Origin of the sequence: Streptomyces sp. NPDC053367, from assembly GCF_044545925.1 — a bacterium.
Classification (GTDB): Bacteria; Actinomycetota; Actinomycetes; order Streptomycetales; family Streptomycetaceae; genus Streptomyces.
Genome location: NZ_JBITYN010000006.1, coordinates 168,739 through 190,394, shown reverse-complemented (window position 1 = coordinate 190,394; position 21,656 = coordinate 168,739). Strand labels below are relative to the sequence as shown.

Sequence of the window (21,656 nt, the reverse complement as noted above, 5' to 3'; positions counted from 1 at the left end):
CGCCGACGTCCGTTGACGGCCGGTACGCGGGAGCGGCAGGTACCCTCCCGCGTACCGGCATTCCCTGAGGGGGGACCTCGTGCTGCGGCTCGCCGCGTTCCATATCCGCCACCGAGCCGGGCGCAGTCTCGCCCTGTTGTTCGGCATTCTCGCCGCGACCTGCGGCTTCACCCTGCTGACCGCCGGCGCCCAGGTGTCGATGCTGCGGGCGACCGGCACGGTGGACGACAACTACCGCGGCGCGTACGACATCCTCGTGCGTCCCGCCGACTCCCGCAGCGTGCCGGAGCGCGAACAGGGGCTCGTCCGGCCGAACTTCCTGTCCGGGCAGTTCGGCGGGATCACCCGGGAGCAGAGCGGGCGCATCCGGCGCATCCCGGGCGTCGAAGTCGCGGCGCCCGTCGCCATGGTCGGCTACGTGGTCCGCAACGCCTCCCCGGTCGTGGACGTGACCGCCCAGGTCGACCGGAGCCGTACCCGCCAGTTGCTGACGCTGCGTCAGACGTGGTCGAGCGACCGAGGACTGAGCCGCATCGCGGATGAGGCGCCGGTGCGGGTGTACGTGACCAAGAACCCCCTGCTGTGGCCCCGTTACCCGAAGGTGGGCAGCGGCGGCTCCCTCCATTACGCCGACGGGTCGGACCCGGTCCGCGTGCAGCAGCAGTGCGGCACCGACCTCCCGATCGTCCTGGAGGTGCTGCCCGACGGCCGGCGCGTACCGCTGTGCCCGCCCTCCGTCTCCGCGCTGTCCGACGGCCGGGGCTGGCTGATCCCGGCCCACCTCGACGACGACGGCACCTTCGTCACCGGCGAGGACGACCAGGGCCGGCCCCACAGGCAGCGCCGCCTGACCGCGTTCCTCCAGTGGCCCATGTCCATGCTGCTCGCCGCCGTCGACCCGGAACAGGAGGCACGTCTGGTCGGCCTGGACAAGGCCGTCACCAGCGGCCGCTACCTGCGCCGGCACGAGACCGTCGTGCGGCGCCCCGACGAACTGGGCAGTGAGCACCCCTACGTGCCCCTCCTGGCGTCCGCCACACCGCAGATCGACGAGCAGCTCACGGTCGGCGTCGAACGCTCGCTGCCCGGCGACCCGAAGGTCGCGGGGGTGCCCGCCGACCAGCTCGGCGCGCGGCTGAAGTCCCTGCCGGGCACGGTCCTTTCCACCCGGACGCTGACCGCCGCGCAGGTCTACGCCGCCGAGCAGCCGCGCACCGCCACCTTCACCCGCATCATCCAGTCCGGTCAGCCCGACTACCGGGGCGGCGCCACGCTGCAACCCGCCGCGGTCCCGGTCGACCAGGAGGCCCTGTGGCGCAACGAGCACTCCTCGGGCCTGCCCATACCGCGGTTCGCCCAGGACACCGCCCACCGGCAGGTGCACCGTGTGCCCGAGTACGTGTCGCCGGAGATGCACATCGGTGCCTGGGCGGGCGACGCCCTCGCGGTCGGAACGTTCGACCCCGGGCGCCTCACCGAGTTCTCCGCCCTGTCGCGGGTGCCGCTGGAGACGTACCAGCCGGTGCGGGCCACCGGCGCCGACGACCGCTCCCGGCGCCTGCTGGGCGGCCGGCCGCTGCTGCCCAACAGCAACCCGGGCGGGTACCTGGCCACACCGCCGCAGTTGCTGACCACACTTGACGCCCTCCCCCGCATCCTCGACCCCCTCTCGGAGCAGTCCCGCGCGCCGATCTCCGCCGTCCGGGTGCGGGTCGCCGGCGTCACCGGTACCGACGCCGTCTCCCGTGAGCGGGTGCGCTCGGTGGCCGAGGAGATCACCCGGACCACCGGTCTCGACGTCGACCTCACCATGGGTTCCTCGCCCGCGCCACGGACCGTGCACCTCGGTGCCGGCGCGTACGGGCGGCCCCCGCTGGCGCTCGTGGAGGGCTGGTCGGTCAAGGGGGTGGCCATCGCGGTCGTGGAGGCCGCGGACCGCAAGAGCGTGCTGATCTCCGCGCTCGTGCTGGTGGTGTGCGTGCTCTTCCTGCTGAACGCCGTCGGCGCCGGGGTCCGCGACCGGCGCCGCGAACTGGCCGTCCTGGCCTGCCTCGGCTGGTCGCGCCCCCGCGTCGCCGCCCTGATCCTCTCCGAGACGGCCCTGCTCGGCGCCGTGGCCGGCGCTGCGGGCGCCGCCCTCTCCTACGCCCTGGCAGCCCCGCTCGGCATCGAGGTGTCACCGGTCCGGGCGGTGCTCGCCCTGCCTCTCGCGCTGGCGCTGTGCCTGCTGTCCGCGCTGGTCCCGGCGCTGCGCGCCACCGTCCGGCATCCGGCCCGCGCCCTGCGCCCCGCCGTACGGGCAGCCGGCCGGTCACGCCGTCGCCGTACGGTCGCGGGCCTCGCCGCCGCCCAGCTGACCCGTGTCCCCGGACGTACGGTGCTCGGCGTGCTGTCCCTGGCCGTGGGCGTATGCGCGGTCACGGCCGTCAGCGCCATCCTCGTCGCCTTCGACGACCGTGTGGTCGGTACGGCCCTCGGGGACGCGGTCGCCCTTCAGGTCCGCGGCGTGGACATCGCCGCGGCCGTGGGCACCGCACTGCTCGGCGCGCTGGCCGTAGCGGACGTCGTCGTCCTCGGCATCCGGGAGCGCGCCGCGGAGTTCGCCGTCCTGCGTGCGACGGGCTGGTCCGACGGGCAGCTCGGGCGCCTCGTGGTGCACGAGGCGCTGCAACTGGGCTTGCTGGGCGCCGCGGTGGGTTCCGCCGCCGGGGCCGCCGCGGTGGCGTGGCTGACCGGCGCGTTCACCGCCACCCTCGCCGTCACCGCGGGCGCCGCCGCGCTCGGCGGTGTGCTGCTGACCGCGGTGGCCGCGCTCGGCCCCGTCGTCACCCTGCTCCGGCTGCCCACCGCCACCCTTCTCGCAGAGGAATGACCCATCGTGCACAGTGCCACGGCCGCGTCCGGCGCCGCCCTCGACATCACAGGCCTGACCCGCGTCTTCGGGCGCGGGGAGGCCCGCATCACCGCCGCCGACGGCATCTCCCTGAACGTCCCGGCGGGGCAGAGCGTCGCCGTCACCGGCCGCTCGGGATCGGGCAAGTCGACACTCCTGCACCTGCTCGGCGCGATAGAACAGGCCGACGCCGGCACCATCCTCGTCGACGGACAGGACATCACCCGCCTCAGAGCGCGGAAACTGACCGAGTACCGCAGGAGCGTCGGCTTCGTGTTCCAGCGCTTCCACCTCCTGCCCGCCCTCACGGTCCTCGACAACGTGCTGGCCCCGGTCCTGCCCCGCCGCACCTCCTACGACAAGCAGGAGCGAGCCCTCGACCTGCTGGGCTCCGTCGGCCTCGCCGGCCGCGAACACTCACTGCCCGCCCAGCTGTCCGGAGGCCAGCAGCAGCGCGTCGCCCTGGCCCGCGCCCTCATCGACACGCCCCGCCTCCTGCTCGCCGACGAGCCGACCGGGGCGCTCGACACCACCACCGGCGCCGAGGTCATGGACCTCATCGTGCGCCTGGGCCGCGAACACGGCACGACCGTCCTGATCGCCACCCACGAGGAGGCCGTCGCCGAGGGCTGCGACCGCCGGCTGCGCATGCGGGACGGCCGCGTGGTGTCGGACAGTCGTCCCGAGTGAAGGACCTGGTCCGCTGCGGGCATCCGCCTGCGGGGGCTGCGGGAACGGCGGTCACGGTACCGGCGCCGCCGGCCTGCGCGCCGGTGGGGTGACGCCGGCGCACTCCGCGACGAAGAGGAGTCGGCCCCGGCGGGCCGTCGGCCGCGGTCCGGCGATCCACGGCCTTGTCGGCAGGCCTCGGCCGCCGAGCCGACGGTTCACCGCCCCCGCGTGGCCCGCGCCGCAGCCGTCCAGCACCGAAGTCCGCTGCGCCGAAACCCTGCCCGGCGCCCCGCGCCGGGCAGGCTCGACGATCCCGCGGACGGTGCCGCGTTGCGGGCGGCGTCCAGTGATGACCGGGCGGATGCCTGGCTCCGCAGCTGCTCCGACAGCACCAGATGCGGTCGTCCTGCACACGGGTCTCGTTCCAGGCGGCCGGCCTTCGGGCTGCGGGGCGCGCCCGCCGCACGCAGCCCTGCCGGCCTGGAGGACCGGTGGGGGTACCGGACCACTCCGCCCGCTTGCGGTGTGCCGGGTCCTGCTGCGCGGGAGCGCCGCACTGCGGCGGCGGGGCCTCGGGCGTGCGGTGCCGGGAGCGGGAGCCGTGTCCGCAACCGCCCGATCGGCGGACGGGCCAGGTGCGGCTGAGGCGAAGAGCTTCCACAGCGTGTCTCCGTATGCGCGAACTGACGGCGTGTCATGTCAGCGCGGCGTCGCGTCAGTGCCGGCCCGGTGCGCCGCAGTGTGTGCCGTGTCACGCAGAACAGGGCCGTCAAAGTTGCCCAGGTCACAGCGAAATGCCCGTTTAGCACCCATGCTCAAAGCGGACGCCAAGGGCTAAGTGGGGCATATCTGCGTCTACTTCGACGTGCCCTGACGAAGTGCTCCGTGCCACAGCGCCCGTGACGTCCTCCCTCGACCAGCCGAAGAAAGGTGCTCAGCATGGCCGCCTACCTGTGCCCGCCCGCCGTGATACACGGCGAGCACACCGTGAAGACCAGCCAGATCGTGGCGGACGTGCGCGACCGGCACCCGGACGCCGTGTGGGCCCCGCGGGTTGACGGCATAGCAGCCAGTACGGGGATCGAGAACCGCGGCTGGATGCTGCCGCTGGAGAGTGCCGTCGCGCCCGGCAGCGGGAACGGGCTGCCGGCCGCCGGCATCGGGCCGGCCCGCGAGGCGCTGGCCGGCGACGGGTTCACCGAGCACGACATCCAGCGTGTGATCGCCGCCCTCGAGGCGATACCCGCGCCCCAGACCGTCCAGGAACGCACCGCTCCGGCGTGGGCGGCCGTACAGTCCTACGGGGAGCGCGCGGCGCGCGGTGCCCTGCAGATCGCCGGGCTCGACCCGGCGGATGTCGACTGCGTGATCACCAGCCACTCCACCACTCCGGCGCTGCCGGGGCTCGATGTCGCCCTGGCCAACAGGCTTTCGCTCCGCAACGACGTGATGCTGCTGCCGGCCACGCAGTGGGCCTGCATCGCCGGGACCCGCTCCCTGGCACTGGCCGCGGACCTCGTGGCCGCGGACCCCGACCGGGTGGTCCTGGTCGTCATCGCGGAGGCGCTGAGCACGACGTACCAGCCCGCGGACGACACGCTGGAGTCCTTGATCGTCCGGCTGCTGTTCGCGGACACCGCGGTCGCGGCAGTGGTCACGGGCCGCCGCAGGCCCGAGTCGGTGCTGCGCCTGGACGCCGCCTGGAACCACACTCTGCCCGGCACCCAGGACCTGCACCGACTGGAGACTCGGGCGGACGGCACCCACTTCGTCATGGACCGGCGCGGACCGCGCGCGGTGCAGGAGACGGTCACCGCGATGTGGGCGTGGCTGCACGCCCGTTACCAGGACGACCCCACCTCCTGGCACCCCGACGTCCTGCTCGCGCACCCCGGAGGGACGCGAGTGCTGGAGTACATGGAGCAGACGATGCCCGCGGCCTGGCCGTCGGGGCTGCTGGACCACAGCCGGGACAGTTACGCCAGCGGCAACCGAGGAGGCGCCGCAGTGTTCGACATCCTGCGCAGGGCGCACGATGCCGGGCAGAAGCCGGGCAGTCGTGCCGTCCTGTACGCGGCGGCCCCTGGCCTGACGGCCACCGCCCTTGAAGGCGAGTGGGTGTAGGGCGCCGCTCGTACCCGCGGCACCGCTCGTACCGCACTCGTACCGCAGGTGGCGCTCATACCGCAGGTGGCGCCACCTGGCCGGCGCCTGCCACCCGTCCCGGCCGCGCCCGCGTCACGTCACATCGCGACGGACGCCCAGACCACCTTGCCGGTGTCGGTCCACCGCACCCCCCACCGGGTGGTGAGTCCGTGCACGACGTGCAGGCCACGACCACTGTCCGCGAGGAGCCCCTTGCGGCCGAGCCGCGGCCTGCCGTTGCCGGTGTCGCCCACCTCGCACAACAGCCCCTGACCGGACCTGATCAGCCGTACGGTGAGCGGGCCGTCGGCGAAGCGCACCGCGTTGGCCACCAGTTCGCTCACCACGAGCAGCACGCTGTCCCGGGTGGCCTCCCTGGCGTTCCATTGCCTCAGCAGCGCCGAGACCAGCGTGCGGGCCCGGGCGGCCGCGTCACCGCGGGCGGGCAGACGCCAGGTCACGGTGTCCCCCTTGCGGTAGCCGATCATGCGCGCGAGCAGCAGGGTCACGTCGTCGCGTTGCCGCCCGGGCGCCACCGCGGACACCACACGCCGGGCGGCCTCCTCCAGGGCGTCCCAGGGGTGAACCGTGGAGACGGCGTCAGCCAGCCTGCCGATGCCCTCGTCGATCGCCAGAGCGGGATCTTCCACCAGGCCGTCGGTGTAGAGGGCGAGCAGCGATCCGGGCGGTGCGGTGAACGCGTGCACGTCGAACGGCTCCCGCAGCGCGAACTCGGCGCCCAGCCCGGGATGGGGGCGTACCACCACCGGGCCCCCGCGCCCGCCGGGGGGCACCAGGACCGGGGGAAGATGGCCGGCACTGGACAGCGTCACCCGGTGACTGACCGGGTCGTAGACGGCGATGCAGCAGGTCGACCCGAGGGCGCTGTACCCAGCCGCCAGCCCGGATTCCGCGTCGTCCAGCAGCGACACGGTCTCGTCCAGGTGCTCCAGCACCTCGTCGGGCGCCAGCCCCGCGGACAGCAGCGCACGGGCCTCCATGCTCAGCTGTCCCATGGTGGCCGCGGCTCCGAGGCCGTGCCCGACGACGTCACCGACCACCAGCGCAGTACGCCCGTCGGGCAACGGGAAGCTGTTCACCCAGTCACCGCCGACGCCCGCGCTGTCGGGGGCTGCGGGCCGGTAGATGCTGGCGGTCTCGATGGTGTCGCCGGCGGACCGTGGCAGCAGCCGGCGCTGCAGCGCCAGCACCTGGGTGTGCTCGCGCTGGTGCTGGCGGGCCAGGTCCACGTGCTGAGCGGTCCTGCCCACCAGTTCCTGCAGGTCGAGCAGCTCGCCGTCGTCGAAGGAGCGGCCCTCCCGCCGCCAGACCTCCGCCACCCCCAGCACGACGGGCGGCTCGCCGTCCAGAACGAGCGGTATGCATGCCACACCGGCCGCCTGGTCACCGGGCACCAGGGCGCGTACCAGCCGCGCACTGCCCAGCGCCCGCTCGATCGCCGCCCGGTCGGGTATGACGATGGCCTGAGCGGCATCGTCGCGCTGTATCGCCTGCGCCAGCAGGCGACTCGCGTCACTGGGGAGATCGTCGCCCGGAGTCACGTAGCCGTCGGGCCACGCCCGGTCCGGCACCAGCGCCGCCCGCCGCAACCGGATGCGCCCCGGCTTCCGCTCGGTGACCGCCTCGCCCGTCCATACGGCGAAGTCGAGGTCGATCGCGGCCACGTCCCCCCAGGCCAGCAAGGAGTCCGCCAGGGACTGCGCGGTCTCGCCGATGTCCAGGGAGGTGCCGATCGCGGTCTCCGCGGCGTACAGGTGCAGCCTCCTGGCCATCGCGATCAGCGAGACGGTCAGGCCCTCGCCGTGAGCCGCGGCCAGGATGCTCATGGACACCACCAGCTCCGAGCCGTCGCTGCGCCGCAGGCGCTGGACCCGGGCGACGTGCGGCTCACCGGTCTCCAGGACCTGCCGCAGACGGCGAGTGACCGTCGGTACGTCCCAGGGCGGCAGAAGGTCGACGAAAAGGCTGCCGGGCACGGCCTTGACGCCCGCGAACACGGGAGGGTCCAGATTGCAGCGGGTGATCCTCAGATCCCGGTCCAGGTTGACCGCGCCGAGAATCTGCTCCTGAGGGCCGGGGGCCGGATCGGCTTGTTCGCGCGGACGCGCGGCCGCATCCCCTCGCTGGGCGGCGGAACCGGCGGCCGCTGCCGCGGGGCCGGGTGGGATGTACCGTCCCAGAGCGCCGCTGACCATGTCGAACGGCGACGCAGACGACGGGGACGGGGTGGAGTCGGAGTCCATGCGACTCCCTCAGCTCGCTCGCCAACCCCGGCACAGCACCGGAGCCGTACCGGAACCCGGACGACAGGGCCCCGAGATCCCTGACCGCACTGTTCATTCAATAACACCCGGCTCGGTTTCGCCCACATCGGCGCAGCGCCCTGCGACCACGCAGCGTGATGAACGCCGCGTCCGGTGACCGGCCGGGCTGCACCGAGGCGAGTGGACTCCCCCGCAGAAGAAGAAGACCAAGAAGCGCTGAAACTGCGGCCCGCGGCCCGGACGGCCCCTGCTGTCGTCCCGGCCGCGGCGTACGGCCGACTCAGCCGCGCCGCGCCGGGAGACGGTGAGAACCGCAGCCGCCCGGCCGACCTCTGCCGCCCTGCGCGGCACGCGACACGGCGGGCGCGGTGCGGGACCGGAGACACGGCAGGACCGGAGCGCGGTGTCGCCGGGAACGGCTGGCCTCTCCGGCCGGCTGCCGCGACACCGTCGAGGGACGGGCGGCCCGGCTCGCACCCAGGGGTAATTTAGGGTGAATCAAGCAGTTTTCCCCCATCGGAGGTGCCATGGTGCGCGCCGCGGCAGCGATCGTCTCCCTGACCGTCGGCGTGGCGCTCACGGTCACTGCCTGTGACAACGGCGGGTCGGAGTCGTCGAACGCCCAGTACGGCGACTGTGAGGTCTCGGGGCATCACGGAGAGTTTCACCTCTCGCCCGTGACGGCGGGCGCCCTCACGGTGGAGACGACCCTGCCCGCGCCCGGCTGGTGGAACGGCGAGACCCCTGCCTCGGTGAGGAGCGGCTACGAGTACTGCATGGCCGCCAACATCGCCTACCGGTCCGGACTCGACCGGGTCGAGGTGAAGAACGCTCCCTTCCCGGACATCGTGTCCGGCCGGACGACGAACTTCGACCTGGCCCTGGCGCAGATCACCGTCACACCGGAACGGAGGAAGGTCGCCGACTTCTCCCCGCCCTACCTCTCCTCGACCCTGGGAGTGCTGATCAGGGACGGCGAGAGGATCGGCCAGGACAACATCCGTGACGTCCGTATCGGCGTGGCCGAAGGCACCACGGGCGAGAAGTTCGTCGACGACCGGCTGAAACCCACGAAGCCCGTCACCGCCTACCCCAACGATCCGGCGATGCTCTCGGCCCTGGAGCAGGGGCGGATCGACGCGGTCGTCCACGACACCACGATCCTGCTGGCGTCTCCCCAGAAACAGAAGGGCGGGGTGCGCCTCGTGGGCCAGTACAGGACCGACCAGGGCTACGGCGCCCTGTACCCCGAAGGGTCGTCGGACAAGGACGTGCTGGACCGGATCATCAGGCAGCTGATCGACGACGGGACACTGGCGAAACTGTCGGCCGTCTATCTCGGGTCCGCCTTCGGCCAGGACCCGGCCAAGATCCCGTACCTCACGGTCGAGGACACCGCCTGACCGTCACCTCCTGACCGTCACCGCCTGACCGTCACCTCCTGACCGTCACCTCCTGACCGTCACCTCCTGACTGTCGCCTCCTGACCGCCGCCTCCTGACCGCCGTCTCCTGACCGTTGCCCGTGTCCCGTCACTCGCAGGCGGCGCAACGATCTGCGTCCCGCCTCACAAGTCGGCCATCGGGAAGCCGCTGAGGCCTCCGGCGGCTCCGGCGTCGAGTGCCTGCTCGGCCCAGATGATCTTGCCGCGGTCGGTGTACCGGGTCCCCCAGCGGCGGGACAGCTGTGCGACGAGAAACAGGCCACGGCCTCCCTCGTCGGTGAGGGTCGCGCGGCGCAGGTGTGGGGAGGTGCTGGTGCCGTCGCCGACCTCGCAGATCAGGCTGTCGTGGTCGCGCAGCAGTCGCAGAGTGACGGGGCTAGCTCCGTAGCGGATGGCGTTGGTCACCAGTTCGGTGAGGATCAGCTCGGTCGTGAAGGAAGCCTCGCCGACCCCCCAGGCCTCCAGCCTGCGCGTGGCCTCGGCGCGGACACGGGGGACGGCCGCGGGGTCGTCGGGAACCTCCCACTCCGCGACCTGCTCCGGGTCGAGCAGCCGGGTGCGCGCGATGAGCAGGGCGACGTCGTCGTGCGATCCGGCGGCCAGCATCGCATCGAGCACCGCACCGCAGGTCTCGTCCAGGGTGGCGCCGTCCGTACGCGCGAGCGCCTCCTTCAGCATGCCTAGACCGACGTCGATGTCGCGGCCCCGGGCCTCGACGAGGCCGTCGGTGTAGAGGACGAGCCGGCTGCCGGCGGGCAGCAGGAGCTCAGCCGTCTCGACCGGCAGGCCCCCTCCGACGCCCAGCGGCGGCGCGACGGGGATGTCGGGGAAGGTCACGGACCCCTCGGGCGACACCAGGGCCGGGCCGGGATGACCCGCCCGGGCGAGAACGCACCGCCCGGAGACCGGATCGTAGACCGCGTACAGACAGGTGGCACCGGTGACGGCCTCGGTGTTGCCCTGGGCTTCCGCGTCCTGGTCGATCCGGGTGACCAGGTCGTCCAGTTGCAGCAGAAGCTCGTCCGGGGGCAGGTCCAGGGCGGCGAAGTTGTGCACCGCGGTCCGCAGGCGACCCATCGTCGCGGCTGCGTGCAGGCCGTGTCCGACGACGTCGCCGACCACGAGGGCCACGCGGGCCCCCGGCAGCGGGATGACGTCGTACCAGTCGCCGCCCACCCCCGCCTTGGCGGGCAGGTACCGGTGCCCGACCTCCAGGGCGGACAGTTCGGGGAGCGCGCCGGGCAGCAGGCTGCGCTGGAGGGTGACGGCCGTGGTGTGCTCCCGGGTGTAGCGGCGCGCGTTGTCGATGCACACGGCGGCCCGAGTGGCGAGCTCCTCCGCGGGGGACAGGTCGTCCGGTTCGAAGGGCTTTTGCTGCGAACGCCAGAACTCGACGACCCCCAGCACCTCCCCACGGGCCTGGAGCGGCACGGAGATCATGGAGTGGATGCCGTAGTCGATGACTTCCCCGGTCCGCTCCGGGTCCTGCGCCCGCCATCCGCCGGCCAGGGTGAGCTGCGGCACCAGGACGGCCCGGCGGGTCGTGAGAGCGATGGTCACGGGGTTGTCGGGCACGTAACGCATCAGCGTTCCGACCGAGTGAAGGGGAGCGTCGTCCCGGATGCCGGCGGCCGCGATGCGGCGCATCTCCCTGCTCGCGCCCGTGGGCTCGTCACCGAGCAGCACGGGCTCCACCAGCTCGACGGTGGCGAAGTCGGCGAAGCGCGGCACCGCCACCTCGGTCAGTTCCTCGGCGGTGCGTTTCATGTCGAGCGTGGTGCCGATCCGCGTACTGGCCTCGTAGAGCAGTTGCAGGCGCCCGCGCGCCACGTCCGCCCGGCCCGCGAGGGCGCGCAGCTCCGTGGTGTCCCGCAAGGTGGCCACGCTGCCCTCCCTCGGTCCCACGGGCCGTACGTTGACCGCGAGCAGGGTGTCCCCGGCCAGGAAGACCTTGTCCGTCGCGGCCTGGCCCGATCCCAGCAGTCCGACGAGGGCCGGGCTCAGCCCGAGTGCCGTGACCGGCTTGCCCTCGGCCTCCGGCGGCAGGGCCAGCAGCCGACGCGCCTCGTCGTTGACCAGCAGCAGGGTCCCGTCGCCGTCCAGGATGATCACGCCTTCACGCACCGCGTGCAGCACCGCGTCGTGGTGCTCGTACATGCGGGTCATCTCCACCGGCCCAAGGCCCCGGGTCTGGCGCCGCAGGCGCCCGCTGACCAGTGCCGACCCTCCTGCCGCCAGCAGGAGGGCGACACCGCCGGAGGCGAAGAGCACCGGCAGCTGGTGCTGGACGACGCTGGTCACTTTGTCGACCGTGACTCCGACGGTGACGAGGCCGACCGCGTTCCCCTTGTCGTCGAAGACGGCCACCGTCGAGTCGACCGCCTTGCCCAGACTGCTGTCGAACGTCGTCTGGTGAGGCTCGCCCTCTAGTGCCTGGCCGTAGGAGGTGGAGACGTGCTTCCCGATCTGGTCCGGGTCCGGGTGGGTCCACCGGAAGCCGTAGGGGCTGAGGGCCACGACGTAGTCGACACCGGTCTTCTTGCGCACCGCTTCGGCGTGCGGCTGGAGCGCCGCCGTCGGGTCGTCGCTCTGCATCGCCTCCGCCGTGCCCGGGGCGTTGGCGAACGATTCGGCCGCCACCAGCGACCGGTCCCCCGCCTCCTGGATCGCGCGGCTGCGGTCCTGGACCACGCGCACCACCAGAGCGGTGGCGATGAGCAGCAGGACGACCACCAGCTGCAGCACGAAGACCTGTCCGGCGACCGTGCGAGGCTTCAGCAACGACGGCGCTCGCCGTCCCGACGAACGGACAGGGGCGTGCGGGCCGGTTTCCGGCGGCACTCGCTCGCCCCGCCCACTCGCGGGGGCATATTGCTGAGATTTGCCCATTTCCTCAGTATCAGCGAGGGCTCCCGCGGGCGCGGCCCAGGGCTGGGGTGGCGCTGGTGATGGTCAGCTTCACACGGAACACAGTTTGAACATTTTATCCGCTTACGCGGGTTTCGTCCGGGTACACCGTGATGGATGTACGCCGACGGGGTGACGACACCGCTCGTCCCGCGCGGGCGCGGCACGCGGGTGGCCGCAGCGTCGGGCGCGACATGCAGGGTGTGAGACGCGGAAGGAAGCAGAACAGTGACTGTGATGCCATCGGGGGGAGCCCCCGCAGGGGGCGGCGGAGGTTCAGGGAACCTGTACGACGTTCTGGAGCTGGTCCTGGACCGGGGCCTGGTCATCGATGTGTTCGCCCGGGTGTCTCTGGTCGGCATCGAGATCTTGAAGGTCGATGTCCGGGTGGTCGTGGCCAGTGTGGACACCTACCTCCGCTTCGCGGAGGCAGCCAACCGCCTGGATCTGGAATCGGGCCGTAAGGCTCCCTCGACGCTCACCGACCTCCCCGGCAAGATGATGGAGTCCGGCGCCCAGGGCAAGAGCAAGGGGGCTCTGACCGGCGCCGTCGAGGCATTCACCGAATCCTTCAAGGGCGGCCAGGAGGAGCGCGCCGCACGGCCGCGGAAGGCCTCGCGGAGTCGGGAGCGAGATGAGTAGCCGACCGGGGACGGCTCATCCTCACGGGTCGGACCGGCTCACGCTCCTCGAAGCCGACGGCGAGGGTGACGCGCCGTGGTGCCCGCCGGGCCGGGCTACGACTTCGAGGAGCTGAACTGCTCCGGTGTCCGACCCTTAGAAGGTGACGTTCCAGGAGTCGATCCTGCCGGTGTCGCCGCCGGCGTTGTCGTTGACCCGGAGCTTCCAGGTGCCATTGGCGGCCTCGGAGGAGGCGTCGACGGTGTAGACCTGGTTGATGTTGTCGGTGCTGCCGCCCGAGCGGTTGTGGATCGTGTAGACGGTGCCGTCCGGGGCGATCAGGTCGACCTTCAGGTCACCGATGTAGGTGTGCACGATGTTCACACCCACCTTGAGGGTGGCCGGGGCGTTGCCGGTCACGCCGGTGACGGTGATCGGACTCTCCACGGTCGTGTTGTCACCGATGGCGACGTCCGCCGTGTTCTCGAAGTACTTGCCGGGCGGCGGGGTGCTGCCGACGGCCTTGAGGGCGTCGACCTGCCCCTCGCCGAAGAAGCCGTTCTTGGCCGTGGTGCCCTTGCAGCGGCTGTCCGACGGGCAGGCGACGTCGTTGGCCTGGGTGGCCAGCTTGTCGCGCAGCTGCGCCGGGGTGATGCCGGGGTTGGTGCTGGCCAGCAGCGCCGCCACACCGGCGACGTGCGGCGAGGCCATCGAAGTACCGCTCTTGGAGCCGTACTTGCCACCCGGCAGGGTGCTGTAGATGCCGGTGGTGTCCCCGCCCGGCGCCGTGACGTCGATGATGTTCAGGCCGTAGTTGGAGTACGAGGCCTTAGCGGTGGTTCCCATCGCCGAGACCGTGACGACGCCCGGCAGCTCGGTCGGGATGTCCAGGCAGGCGTTGGTGATGGTGCGGGTGACCGGCGTCGAGTCGTTCGGGCTCTCGGTGTCGGTCGTCTTGTCGGCCAGGTCGATGTTGGAGTTGCCGGCCGCCGCGACCTGCAGCGAGCCCTTGCTCTCCGCGTACTCCTGGGCGCGCCTGACGCCCTCGATGATCGCGGCCTGGTCGGCGTTGTCCGGGCAGTTGAACTGCCACGGGTCGGTGTAGTAGCTGTTGTTGGTGACCTTGAAGCCGTGGTCACCGGCCCACATGAAGCCACAGACGGTGTTCTCGGCGAAGAAGAGTGAGGTGCCGGGCTCGGCGATGCGCACCGAGGAGATCTTCACGCCCGGGGCGACGCCGATGACGCCCTTGCCGTTCTTGGCGGCCGCGACCGTACCGGCCACGTGGGTGCCGTGGGTGCCGACGTCGCGCCAGGCGCCCGTACGGGTGTCCGGCTTGCCGTACGCGCAGGACACGGAGTCCGCGGCGTTGAAGTTCGGCGCCAGGTCCTGGTGCTGGTCGTCCACACCGGTGTCCAGGATGCCGACCTTGACGGAGGCGGAGCCCGTGGTGACGGCCCAGGCCTGGTCGGCCTTGATCTGGGTCATGTCGGCGCGGACCGGCTCGCCCGACGGGGTGGTGGACTGCGCCGGGTTGGGGGGCAGGGCCGGATTGTAGGCGTCCGCCGGCACGTCGGAGGTGCGGGTGGCGCCGACCTGCTGTACCCCGCTCACGCCGCGCATGGCGGTGGCGAAGGAGGCGGACGCGGAGTGGGCGGTGATGACGCCGATCGCGTCGTAGTACTGGAAGACCGTTCCGCCGTTGGCTGCGACCGCGTTGCGGACCGCCGTGGTGTCACCGGGGGCGGTGATCACCAGGTAGGCGCGGGTGCCGGCAACCCAGGCCGTACTGCCGGAAGCGGGGGCCGCGGCCCTGGGCGCCGCCGCGGGTGCGGGAGCGGCGGAGCCGGAGGGGGCGACGGGGGCGGTGTCGGCGAGCGCGGCGGGAGCCCCGAAGGCGAGCGCGGCGCCGAGCGTGGCGGCCAGCACGGGGGTACGTCGAGGTCGGCTGGATCTGTGGGGTATCAAAGCGTCCTCCGAAGACCCGGTGGTCAGCCGGGTCGTACGAAACAATGGTGGACGCAAGATGTCATGCACGCGGCCAGTTACGGAAGGGCCTTTTGCAGCAAGGGAGTTCGTTTATCGGTGGCTGAATACCGACTATGGGTGCAAGTGCGGAGAAGGCGGCAGGCCGGCCGAGGGCGGGTGGTAGACCCGTACGCCGCCCGGCCGTCGGGATAGTGCGTGGAGAGCGGCGCGGTGTTCGCGTCGGAGGCCGCTGCTCAGTCCCGGCTCCGTCCCGTGTCCGCCGTCGGTCAACGCCTCCTCGCGGCACAGGAGATCAAGCGGCTTCGGTGGTGGAAGATCGGCGAGCCGCCCGCCGATCTCGCGCGAGGTGAGAAGCCGGGTGCGCCTCATGCGAGTTCACGGAATCCTGCGCCGCATACCGCCTCTCCGATCGGGCCGCGGCCTTCGTCTGTGTTACGGCCCCGTCAGACAGGTCGACGACCGCCAGTAGCAGATCATCGTCCCCGCACGGCTGGCCAGCCACTGGGCGAACCCCCTGGAGAAGCCGGGGGACTGTCCTCACCACCCCTTCAGGCGGGACCCGCAGGGGCGGCTTCCACGGCGGGGACGGATGTGGAGGACGGGGCCGGCCGCCGGAAGGGCGGGCGGTCAGCGGCCGAGGTAGAAGCGGATGGTGGTGCCTGCCTGACCGGTGTGGATGCGTACCAGGTCGGAGACATGGTTGACCAGCAGCAGGCCCCGCCCGCCAGGCCGGTCGGGGGCCTGGGGGCGTCGTCCGGCCAGGGGATCGGTCAGCCGGCCGCCATCGTGCACCTCGCACACGACCTGCTCGCCCTCGCCCCAGATCCTCAACGTGCCGCCGCCGGCGCCGTGGATCACGCTGTTGGTCGTCAGCTCCGCCACCGCCAGTTCCAGGTCCTGAAGCCGCTGCCCGTCCAGCCCGAGCCGCTTGCCGCGCAGCACGGCGAACCGGCGTACCTCGGGCAGTTCACTGCTACCGCGGAACGAGGACGTCTCCGCTCGCGACGGCACGGGCAGAGCCTGGTTGTAGCGGTCGGCGACCGCCTGCCACTCGTAGGCGTCCGAAGTCCTGTCGCCGTGCTCATCGATGACCACAGGATGGGTCGCCCAGGCATCCTGCAGCACCTGCTCGTCGAGACCGTCGGCGTCGTACGGGCAGAGGATCGTCACCGCGCGGCCGGCGAACGCCGCGTTGATCAGCGCCTCGTGTTGCACGCACGCCGGGTACTCCGTGCTGGTGCGGCCGGGCCAGATCGGCTCACCGATGATCCGCACCCGACCGGTGGTGTGGGCGTCGGCGAACCGGCGCAGCACGCCCGGGATGATCCGCCCGGGATTCCGGCCGGCCTGCGTCATGTCCACGAAGTGCACTTGACCGGCCCGCTCGCCCAGGCCGTCCTTGATCACCTGGAGGCGGTCCGGCGGCGCGGCCACCGCCACGGGCTCACCCGAGGCCAGACCTTCCAGCACGAAGGGGACAGTGCCGGCCAGGTACTGGTCCTCGCCGCGGTAGAACAGCGCTGGATGGACGAACCGCTCGGCGTCGGCGGTGGTGGTGGGAGTCACTCTGCCACCTCGATCCCGCCCAGACCGGGCCAGAACAGCTCCAGTATGCGCGGCACCTGCGGCGGCGGATCGTGTACCACGACGCGCCTCTCGCCGCGCAGCGACTGCGCGGCCATCGCCAGGTCGGTCACCCCCGCCACGTCGATAAAGATCACTTCGGACATGTCCACATGCACAACGTCCTCACCCTGCCGCGCGAGCTGCCCGAGCACCTCGCTCCACACCGACCGCGTGGCGGCGTTGACCTCCCCGGCCGCACACACACCGGCACGCTCCGGCAGTGGAGAGACCTCCAGCCCGGTCACGCCGTGCGACGACACGCCGAGGCGTCCCCCCGCATCGACCGGGACGTCCACCTTCTTCCCCTCACCGCACAGCGTCCATCACGAGCGCCTACCCCGACCGCAGACCCCGAACCCTACCAATGTCGGCTCCGCCGCCATCGCCGGGTGCTTCGGTGCGCGCCTCAGCTGGTCGTGAGCATGCCTTCACGCAGGCCCTTCAGGGTACGGGAGAGCAGTCGGGAGACGTGCATCTGGGAGCAGCCGAGGCGCTCGCCGATCTGGGCCTGGGTGAGTTCGTCGACGAAACGCCAGTGGATGATCCGCCGGGACCGTTCGTCCAGGCCGGCGATCAGTGGGGCCAGGGCGTGGAAGTCCTCCACCAACTCCAGGGCCTCGTCGTCGCTGCCGATGAAGTCGGCCAGTGCGCTCTCGCCGTCCTCGCTGCCGGACAGCGTGGCGTCCAGGGAGGCGGAGTTGTAGCCGTTGGCGGCAAGGCGGGCCTCGACGACCTCTTCCTCGGAGAGGTTCATCAGCTCGGCGAGTTCCTTCACCGTGGGGCTGCGGTCCAGGCGGGACTGCAGTTCCTCGGTGGCGCGGGCCAGTTGGACGCGGGCTTCCTGCAGGCGGCGCGGCACGTGCACGGCCCAGGTCGTGTCGCGGAAGAACCGCTTGATCTCACCGACGATGTAGGGGATGGCGAAGGAGGTGAACTCCACCTCACGCGACAGCTCGAACCGGTCGATCGCCTTGATCAGCCCGATCGTGCCGACCTGGACGATGTCCTCCATCTCCTCCGGCCCGCGGCTGCGGAAGCGGCCGGCCGCATAGCGCACGAGGGAGGTGTTCATCTCGATCAGCGTGTTGCGGGCGTACTGGTGCTCCGGCGTGCCCTCTTCCAGCACAGCCAGCCGCTCGAAGAACTGCCTCGACAGCGACCGGGCGTCCTTCGGCGCGACGCGCTGCGGGTCGGCCACCTCCGGCAGGTCAGCCGCCAGTCCGCCGACCACGCCCGCGTCCGTCACCGCTGTCATCGTCATTCGCCTCATCCCCTCGGTGCCGACCGCGGCTCCAGCTGCGGTCGTGAGGCCGCGCCTACCCGCCTTCCCGCGGATCATGCCGACCGGCACACGACTGGCCGTCGTCCTAGCCGTCACGCGCTCACTGCGCGACGTGGTGCATGGTCTTCTCCAAGCAGGTGCCACTCCCCTGCCCTGGGCGAGCACGGCGGAGAGGGCCGTGCCGCCCGGTCTCACCAGGGTCATGATCCTCTACGAGGACCCTCACCGAGGCACCGCTGCCTCGCTGATCCACCCGCCGCACAGCGACTGCGGCGGCCGGTGGGCGTCCAGCCGGCACCAGCAGCCGAGGAGCCCCCGGGGACGCGAGCGCGGCACCGACGGGTACGGCCCAGGGCGGCAACACCGGCGGCAGCCACCGAGGCTGGTATCGGCCGGTGTCGGCGGGGCGAGTCGAGCCCGCCCTACAGGATCGGGACGCCGCGGAAGTCATGGAAGGCTTGCATGTACCGCACAGCCCCCATTCGCATGGCCGACTGCCCTGAAGACGCATCGGCTTGCAGCCATGCCGCCGGGTGACGGCTCCCGGCCAGGAGGGAGTGTTGCGCACGATGACCGCCTGCCCACCTCTCCACCACCCTCGGCTGACAACCCCTCGAACGAGCCGACGGGAACCTGCTCTCCCTACCTGGCCCCGGTGTACCGGGCGAGGTGGAACGTCTGATCGCAGCCATGCTCGCAGAGGTCACCGAATCATGACTCCCCACGCAGGAGATGCCACTGCGTCATCCTGCACCCCGCCCCCCACCGCCGAGTCGACGTCACATCGTCGCAGTGCACGCCGGCGAGCGGCTGGACAGCCGCTCGCGGTCGTGGCCGGGCGGGTCAGACGCCCATGGAGGCCATTTCGATGGGTGAGCGGTAGTCGGCCGCGGCGGTGACCACGCAGGCGCGGTAGGTCCGGTCGCTCTTGACGGCCAGGAAGTAGTCGCCAAGGTTCTTCCAGTAGTTGAGCAGCATCGAGGTGGCACCCGGCAGTCACGCGTCAGGGTCGACTTCGGGGTGCGTGAACCGCACGGGCTTGCCCAGCGACCGGGCGTAGACGATTTCGGCTCGGGTGCTTTCTCCGACGTAGTCGCCGACTACGAGCACTTCATCAGCGAGCCGGATCTTCGCCCGGTGCAGATCGTCAAGTCGAACCTTCAACGCCTTGGCCTCGACAGGATCTGACCACAGTTCGTGCGGCGACTTCATGTCACAGCCCGGTTTGACGACAATCCTTCCGGCTCTGGTCTCCCGCAGATCGGCCTCGGTCATCTCGGCCATGAAGCGGGTGGATCCGCAGATCACGACGATACGCGGGAGGCTCAGCTGCTTCTTCGCGTCGGCGAGCTTCTCCTCGGGGGTGAGCAGTTGTGGGTGTGACACTGGTTCCTCCTGGTGGTGTGGTCCTGCGCCTTGTGATGGCTACTGGAGCGGCTTGGTCGTATGCGAGCTGCGACGTCGTCGCCGAGCTGTTCACTCCGGGGTGAGGAGCCGGTCGATCTCGGCGAGCACGCGGTACACATGCGGACGCACCTGTGTCAGCAATGCATCGCTCCAGGTCTCCTCGGAGTAATGGCAGTTGAGATAGAGCTGTCTCGCGTGCTCGAGGGCGGCGCGATGCTCGGGCGGGAGGTGGGCGAGGGCCCAGTCGGCGGAGGCGTCCTTCGACTTGATCTGGCCGGTGGCGAGCGTGGTCCAGATGCGGGCGAAGGTCAACAGGACGTTGCGGGTGTCGCTGTCCAGGTCGTCGAGGAGGCCGGGGATGCCCGCCACGCTCGCCCGGACCAGGTCGGCCTGCGGAACCGGGTCGAGGACCTGCGCCGGGCGCGGGCCGGTGAGAGGGTGGTCACCGGCCAGCGCCATGCTGATCAGCAGGGCCAGATCGGGCATCGGTTCCGGTCGGGGGACCTCCCCGGCCTCGTACTCGGCGCGCAGCCACTCGCCGTAGAGGAAGTCGCCGGTCGGTGGGTACCGCCACGGCCTGACCTCGGACTGGACGATCACGGTGAGCTCGACCGGGCGGGCCTTGTTCCGGGAGCCGGAGATCCGCAGCAGTCCACCGAGGAGGGTCCGTCGCTCCTGCTCGTCCATTCGCCGCCGGGAGACAACCAGCACGTCCACGTCGCTGGCCGGCCTGAGTCCACCGAGCACGGAGGAGCCGTGGAGGTAGGTGCCGATGACATCTTGGCCCAGCACACGGCCGACCAGCCCCATGATCTCCTGAACCTGATTCACCGCGCCAGCGTCTCTTGTCATCCGGCCCACAGCACCGCATTTTCTGACTTCGGCTCGTCAAGGAGATGTGGGAATGCCGAGGGCGAGGCCGGGTCGGGTGGTACAGCCGTCGAGGATGTCTGGACGGTACTGGAGACCTTCGAGCCGGTTGCGGACATGCGTTTCCCGGGCGGTCGAGGGCTACGACGGCGGGATTGCCCAGGCTGTGTCCGCAGCAGAGATGACCCTGACAAGCCGAAGCCAGTAGAGGTCTGCCCATGGCCTTCGTCCTGACCGGGGCCGGCCAAGGCCGACGAACGCGAGACCAAGGACATCATGTGAAGATGCAGCCGGGACGTCTTCGCCACTGTCCAAGTTCCCGATGCGGCCCCCTCAGTGCTCGACCGGCCGCGCCGCGGCTTCGAACTGACTGACCGAAAGGAACCTGATCCGATGTCCATATGGCCATCGATCGTCGCCGTACTCGGCACCCTCGCAGGTGCGCTGACCGCCGGTCTCCTCCAGCACCGCTCGGCACTCACCGCACGCGCCGAGGAGCGCGCCGACAGGCATCGTCAGGACCAGCTCGGCGCCGTCACCGACTTCGCGGCCGCTCTGGACGCACATCGCTCGGCAATGTTCCACAGGGAACGTCTGGCCCTGAGCGCAGCAGGTGCCGAGCATCAGCTCGAGGCCCAGACCCGATCACACGACACCCGCGCAGCCGTCACCGCACCCCACATCCGCCTCCAGATCCTGGTCCCCGAGCTGGCAGGCCCCGCCCAGCAGGCCGCAGACGCCACCTACGCGCTGCGCAAGGCGACCGACCGGACCGACCTGGACGCCCGGCGGCACGCCGCCAAGGAAGCATCGACCGCCTTCATCGCCGCAGCCGCCGCGCTGCTGAGCCCCGACATCCACTGACCGGCCGGCGACACCGGACCACCAATCCGCCGGCGACTCCCTACGGCGTCCCGCCGGGCTCGGACGACCAACCAGGGCCGCACATTTCGGCTTCGGTCCCGCCGCCTACCTGGACGGCCTCAGCGCGCGCTGCGCGCCAGCCATGGTGTGAGGTTGGGCTCCACGATCAGTTCCTTGTAGGTCTCGTCCCCCGGGAGCGGCACGATGAGCCACTGGCCGGGCGGGAACAGCCGGCCCTTGGTCCGGGCGAGACCGCCGTAGACGGATCTCAGGAACCCGGGCACGGAATCCCGCGGCACATCGTTGAACTCCACCCCGTCGACGATGATCTGGGCATCGCCCTCGGGGAAGAACCGGATGCTGACGGAGGGCGACCCGCCCAGCTCCACGAAGGCCTCGTGCGGCAGCGAGCCATCTGGGTCGAACACGGTGAACAGCTCGGCCGAGCTGCGGCGAGAGGTCTGGTCGGCACCGACGTCATCGGTGACGCTCATGCTCACCCCGAACTCCGTCGCGAGCTCACGAACCGCCACGACAGCTGACTCGGTGGTCGGCAGATGCGCTCTCTCCATGGCACCGATCATGCCCGACGAGCCCCACGGAGGTCTAGACAACTCTGGCAGGCGAAGACATCCCGTTCACCGGCTTCTC

General features: G+C 71.2%; 16 protein-coding genes. 6 read left to right on the top strand and 10 right to left on the bottom strand.

Translation table 11 applies throughout. The features are described 5' to 3' along the window. The first annotated feature begins 79 nt into the window (after positions 1-79). From ACIGXJ_RS18755 to ACIGXJ_RS18745, 3 genes are all read left to right on the top strand, one after another. Positions 80-2,872: an FtsX-like permease family protein gene (locus ACIGXJ_RS18755; RefSeq protein ID WP_399646389.1), complete on the top strand. Its 2,793-nt coding sequence runs from the start codon at positions 80-82 to the stop codon at positions 2,870-2,872. A gap of 6 nt (positions 2,873-2,878) precedes the next feature. After that, entirely contained in the window at positions 2,879-3,583 is a 705-nt protein-coding gene (locus ACIGXJ_RS18750; RefSeq protein WP_399646386.1) for an ABC transporter ATP-binding protein, read from the top strand. 921 nt (positions 3,584-4,504) lie between these two features. Beyond that, on the top strand, positions 4,505-5,689 hold the full coding sequence (locus ACIGXJ_RS18745; protein ID WP_399646383.1) for a type III polyketide synthase: 1,185 nt from the start codon (positions 4,505-4,507) through the stop codon (positions 5,687-5,689). A 119-nt stretch (positions 5,690-5,808) separates the two neighbouring features. On the opposite strand, the gene ACIGXJ_RS18740 is transcribed toward ACIGXJ_RS18745, so the two are convergent. Continuing rightward, positions 5,809-7,974: a SpoIIE family protein phosphatase gene (locus tag ACIGXJ_RS18740; RefSeq protein ID WP_399646381.1), complete on the bottom strand. Its 2,166-nt coding sequence runs from the start codon at positions 7,972-7,974 to the stop codon at positions 5,809-5,811. A gap of 548 nt (positions 7,975-8,522) precedes the next feature. Between ACIGXJ_RS18740 and ACIGXJ_RS18735 the strand changes: the two genes are divergently transcribed. After that, positions 8,523-9,398, top strand: coding sequence for an ABC transporter substrate-binding protein (locus tag ACIGXJ_RS18735; protein ID WP_399646379.1), 876 nt, complete (start codon positions 8,523-8,525; stop codon positions 9,396-9,398). 164 nt (positions 9,399-9,562) lie between these two features. Here ACIGXJ_RS18735 and ACIGXJ_RS18730 read toward each other — a convergent pair whose 3' ends face one another. Continuing rightward, the gene (locus ACIGXJ_RS18730) at positions 9,563-12,328 is read right to left on the bottom strand and encodes a SpoIIE family protein phosphatase (protein ID WP_399646376.1); all 2,766 of its coding nucleotides are present in this window, start codon (positions 12,326-12,328) and stop codon (positions 9,563-9,565) included. A 246-nt stretch (positions 12,329-12,574) separates the two neighbouring features. Here ACIGXJ_RS18730 and gvpJ point away from each other — a divergent pair, with 246 nt between their 5' ends. Then, positions 12,575-12,988 (top strand): gas vesicle protein GvpJ, encoded by a 414-nt coding sequence (gene gvpJ / locus ACIGXJ_RS18725; protein WP_399646374.1) that lies wholly within the window; start codon positions 12,575-12,577, stop codon positions 12,986-12,988. Positions 12,989-13,123: 135 nt separating this feature from the next. Here the strand turns inward: gvpJ and ACIGXJ_RS18720 are convergent, their stop codons facing one another. From ACIGXJ_RS18720 to ACIGXJ_RS18690, 7 genes are all read right to left on the bottom strand, one after another. Continuing rightward, on the bottom strand, positions 13,124-14,896 hold the full coding sequence (locus ACIGXJ_RS18720; protein WP_399646371.1) for a S8 family peptidase: 1,773 nt from the start codon (positions 14,894-14,896) through the stop codon (positions 13,124-13,126). A 687-nt stretch (positions 14,897-15,583) separates the two neighbouring features. Beyond that, a complete protein-coding gene (locus ACIGXJ_RS18715) occupies positions 15,584-16,522 on the bottom strand; it encodes an anti-sigma factor RsbA family regulatory protein (RefSeq protein WP_399646368.1) in 939 nt (312 codons plus the stop codon). After that, the gene (locus tag ACIGXJ_RS18710) at positions 16,519-16,878 is read right to left on the bottom strand and encodes an STAS domain-containing protein (protein WP_399646365.1); all 360 of its coding nucleotides are present in this window, start codon (positions 16,876-16,878) and stop codon (positions 16,519-16,521) included. Before ACIGXJ_RS18710 ends, ACIGXJ_RS18715 begins: the two co-directional genes overlap by 4 nt. 110 nt (positions 16,879-16,988) lie before the next feature. Further along, complete coding sequence (locus ACIGXJ_RS18705) at positions 16,989-17,843, bottom strand: RNA polymerase sigma factor SigF (RefSeq protein ID WP_399646363.1); 855 nt, start codon at positions 17,841-17,843, stop codon at positions 16,989-16,991. A gap of 864 nt (positions 17,844-18,707) precedes the next feature. Continuing rightward, on the bottom strand, positions 18,708-18,842 hold the full coding sequence (locus tag ACIGXJ_RS18700; protein WP_399646360.1) for a hypothetical protein: 135 nt from the start codon (positions 18,840-18,842) through the stop codon (positions 18,708-18,710). An 18-nt stretch (positions 18,843-18,860) separates the two neighbouring features. After that, a complete protein-coding gene (locus ACIGXJ_RS18695; protein WP_399646358.1) occupies positions 18,861-19,250 on the bottom strand; it encodes a hypothetical protein in 390 nt (129 codons plus the stop codon). Between the two features lie 90 nt (positions 19,251-19,340). Then, positions 19,341-20,102 (bottom strand): aminoglycoside adenylyltransferase family protein, encoded by a 762-nt coding sequence (locus ACIGXJ_RS18690; RefSeq protein ID WP_399646356.1) that lies wholly within the window; start codon positions 20,100-20,102, stop codon positions 19,341-19,343. Positions 20,103-20,534: 432 nt separating this feature from the next. On the opposite strand from ACIGXJ_RS18690, the gene ACIGXJ_RS18685 reads away from it, so the two are divergent. Next, complete coding sequence (locus tag ACIGXJ_RS18685) at positions 20,535-21,005, top strand: protein kilB (protein WP_399646353.1); 471 nt, start codon at positions 20,535-20,537, stop codon at positions 21,003-21,005. Between the two features lie 119 nt (positions 21,006-21,124). Here ACIGXJ_RS18685 and ACIGXJ_RS18680 read toward each other — a convergent pair whose 3' ends face one another. Next, positions 21,125-21,577 carry a hypothetical protein gene (locus ACIGXJ_RS18680; protein ID WP_399646351.1) on the bottom strand — a complete coding sequence of 151 codons (453 nt, stop codon included), beginning with the start codon at positions 21,575-21,577 and terminating at the stop codon, positions 21,125-21,127. Positions 21,578-21,656 lie beyond the last annotated feature (79 nt).

What these genes read in the sequence shown, in the direction of transcription:
- ACIGXJ_RS18735 (WP_399646379.1), top strand. Translation starts at nt 8,523, where the DNA reads ATGGTGCGCGCCGCGGCAGCGATCGTCTCCCTGACCGTCGGCGTGGCG.
- ACIGXJ_RS18730 (WP_399646376.1), bottom strand. Translation starts at nt 12,328, where the DNA reads ATGGGCAAATCTCAGCAATATGCCCCCGCGAGTGGGCGGGGCGAGCGA.
- ACIGXJ_RS18680 (WP_399646351.1), bottom strand. Translation starts at nt 21,577, where the DNA reads ATGGAGAGAGCGCATCTGCCGACCACCGAGTCAGCTGTCGTGGCGGTT.
- ACIGXJ_RS18685 (WP_399646353.1), top strand. Translation starts at nt 20,535, where the DNA reads ATGTCCATATGGCCATCGATCGTCGCCGTACTCGGCACCCTCGCAGGT.
- ACIGXJ_RS18705 (WP_399646363.1), bottom strand. Translation starts at nt 17,843, where the DNA reads ATGACGATGACAGCGGTGACGGACGCGGGCGTGGTCGGCGGACTGGCG.
- ACIGXJ_RS18740 (WP_399646381.1), bottom strand. Translation starts at nt 7,974, where the DNA reads ATGGACTCCGACTCCACCCCGTCCCCGTCGTCTGCGTCGCCGTTCGAC.
- ACIGXJ_RS18745 (WP_399646383.1), top strand. Translation starts at nt 4,505, where the DNA reads ATGGCCGCCTACCTGTGCCCGCCCGCCGTGATACACGGCGAGCACACC.
- ACIGXJ_RS18700 (WP_399646360.1), bottom strand. Translation starts at nt 18,842, where the DNA reads ATGCTGCTCAACTACTGGAAGAACCTTGGCGACTACTTCCTGGCCGTC.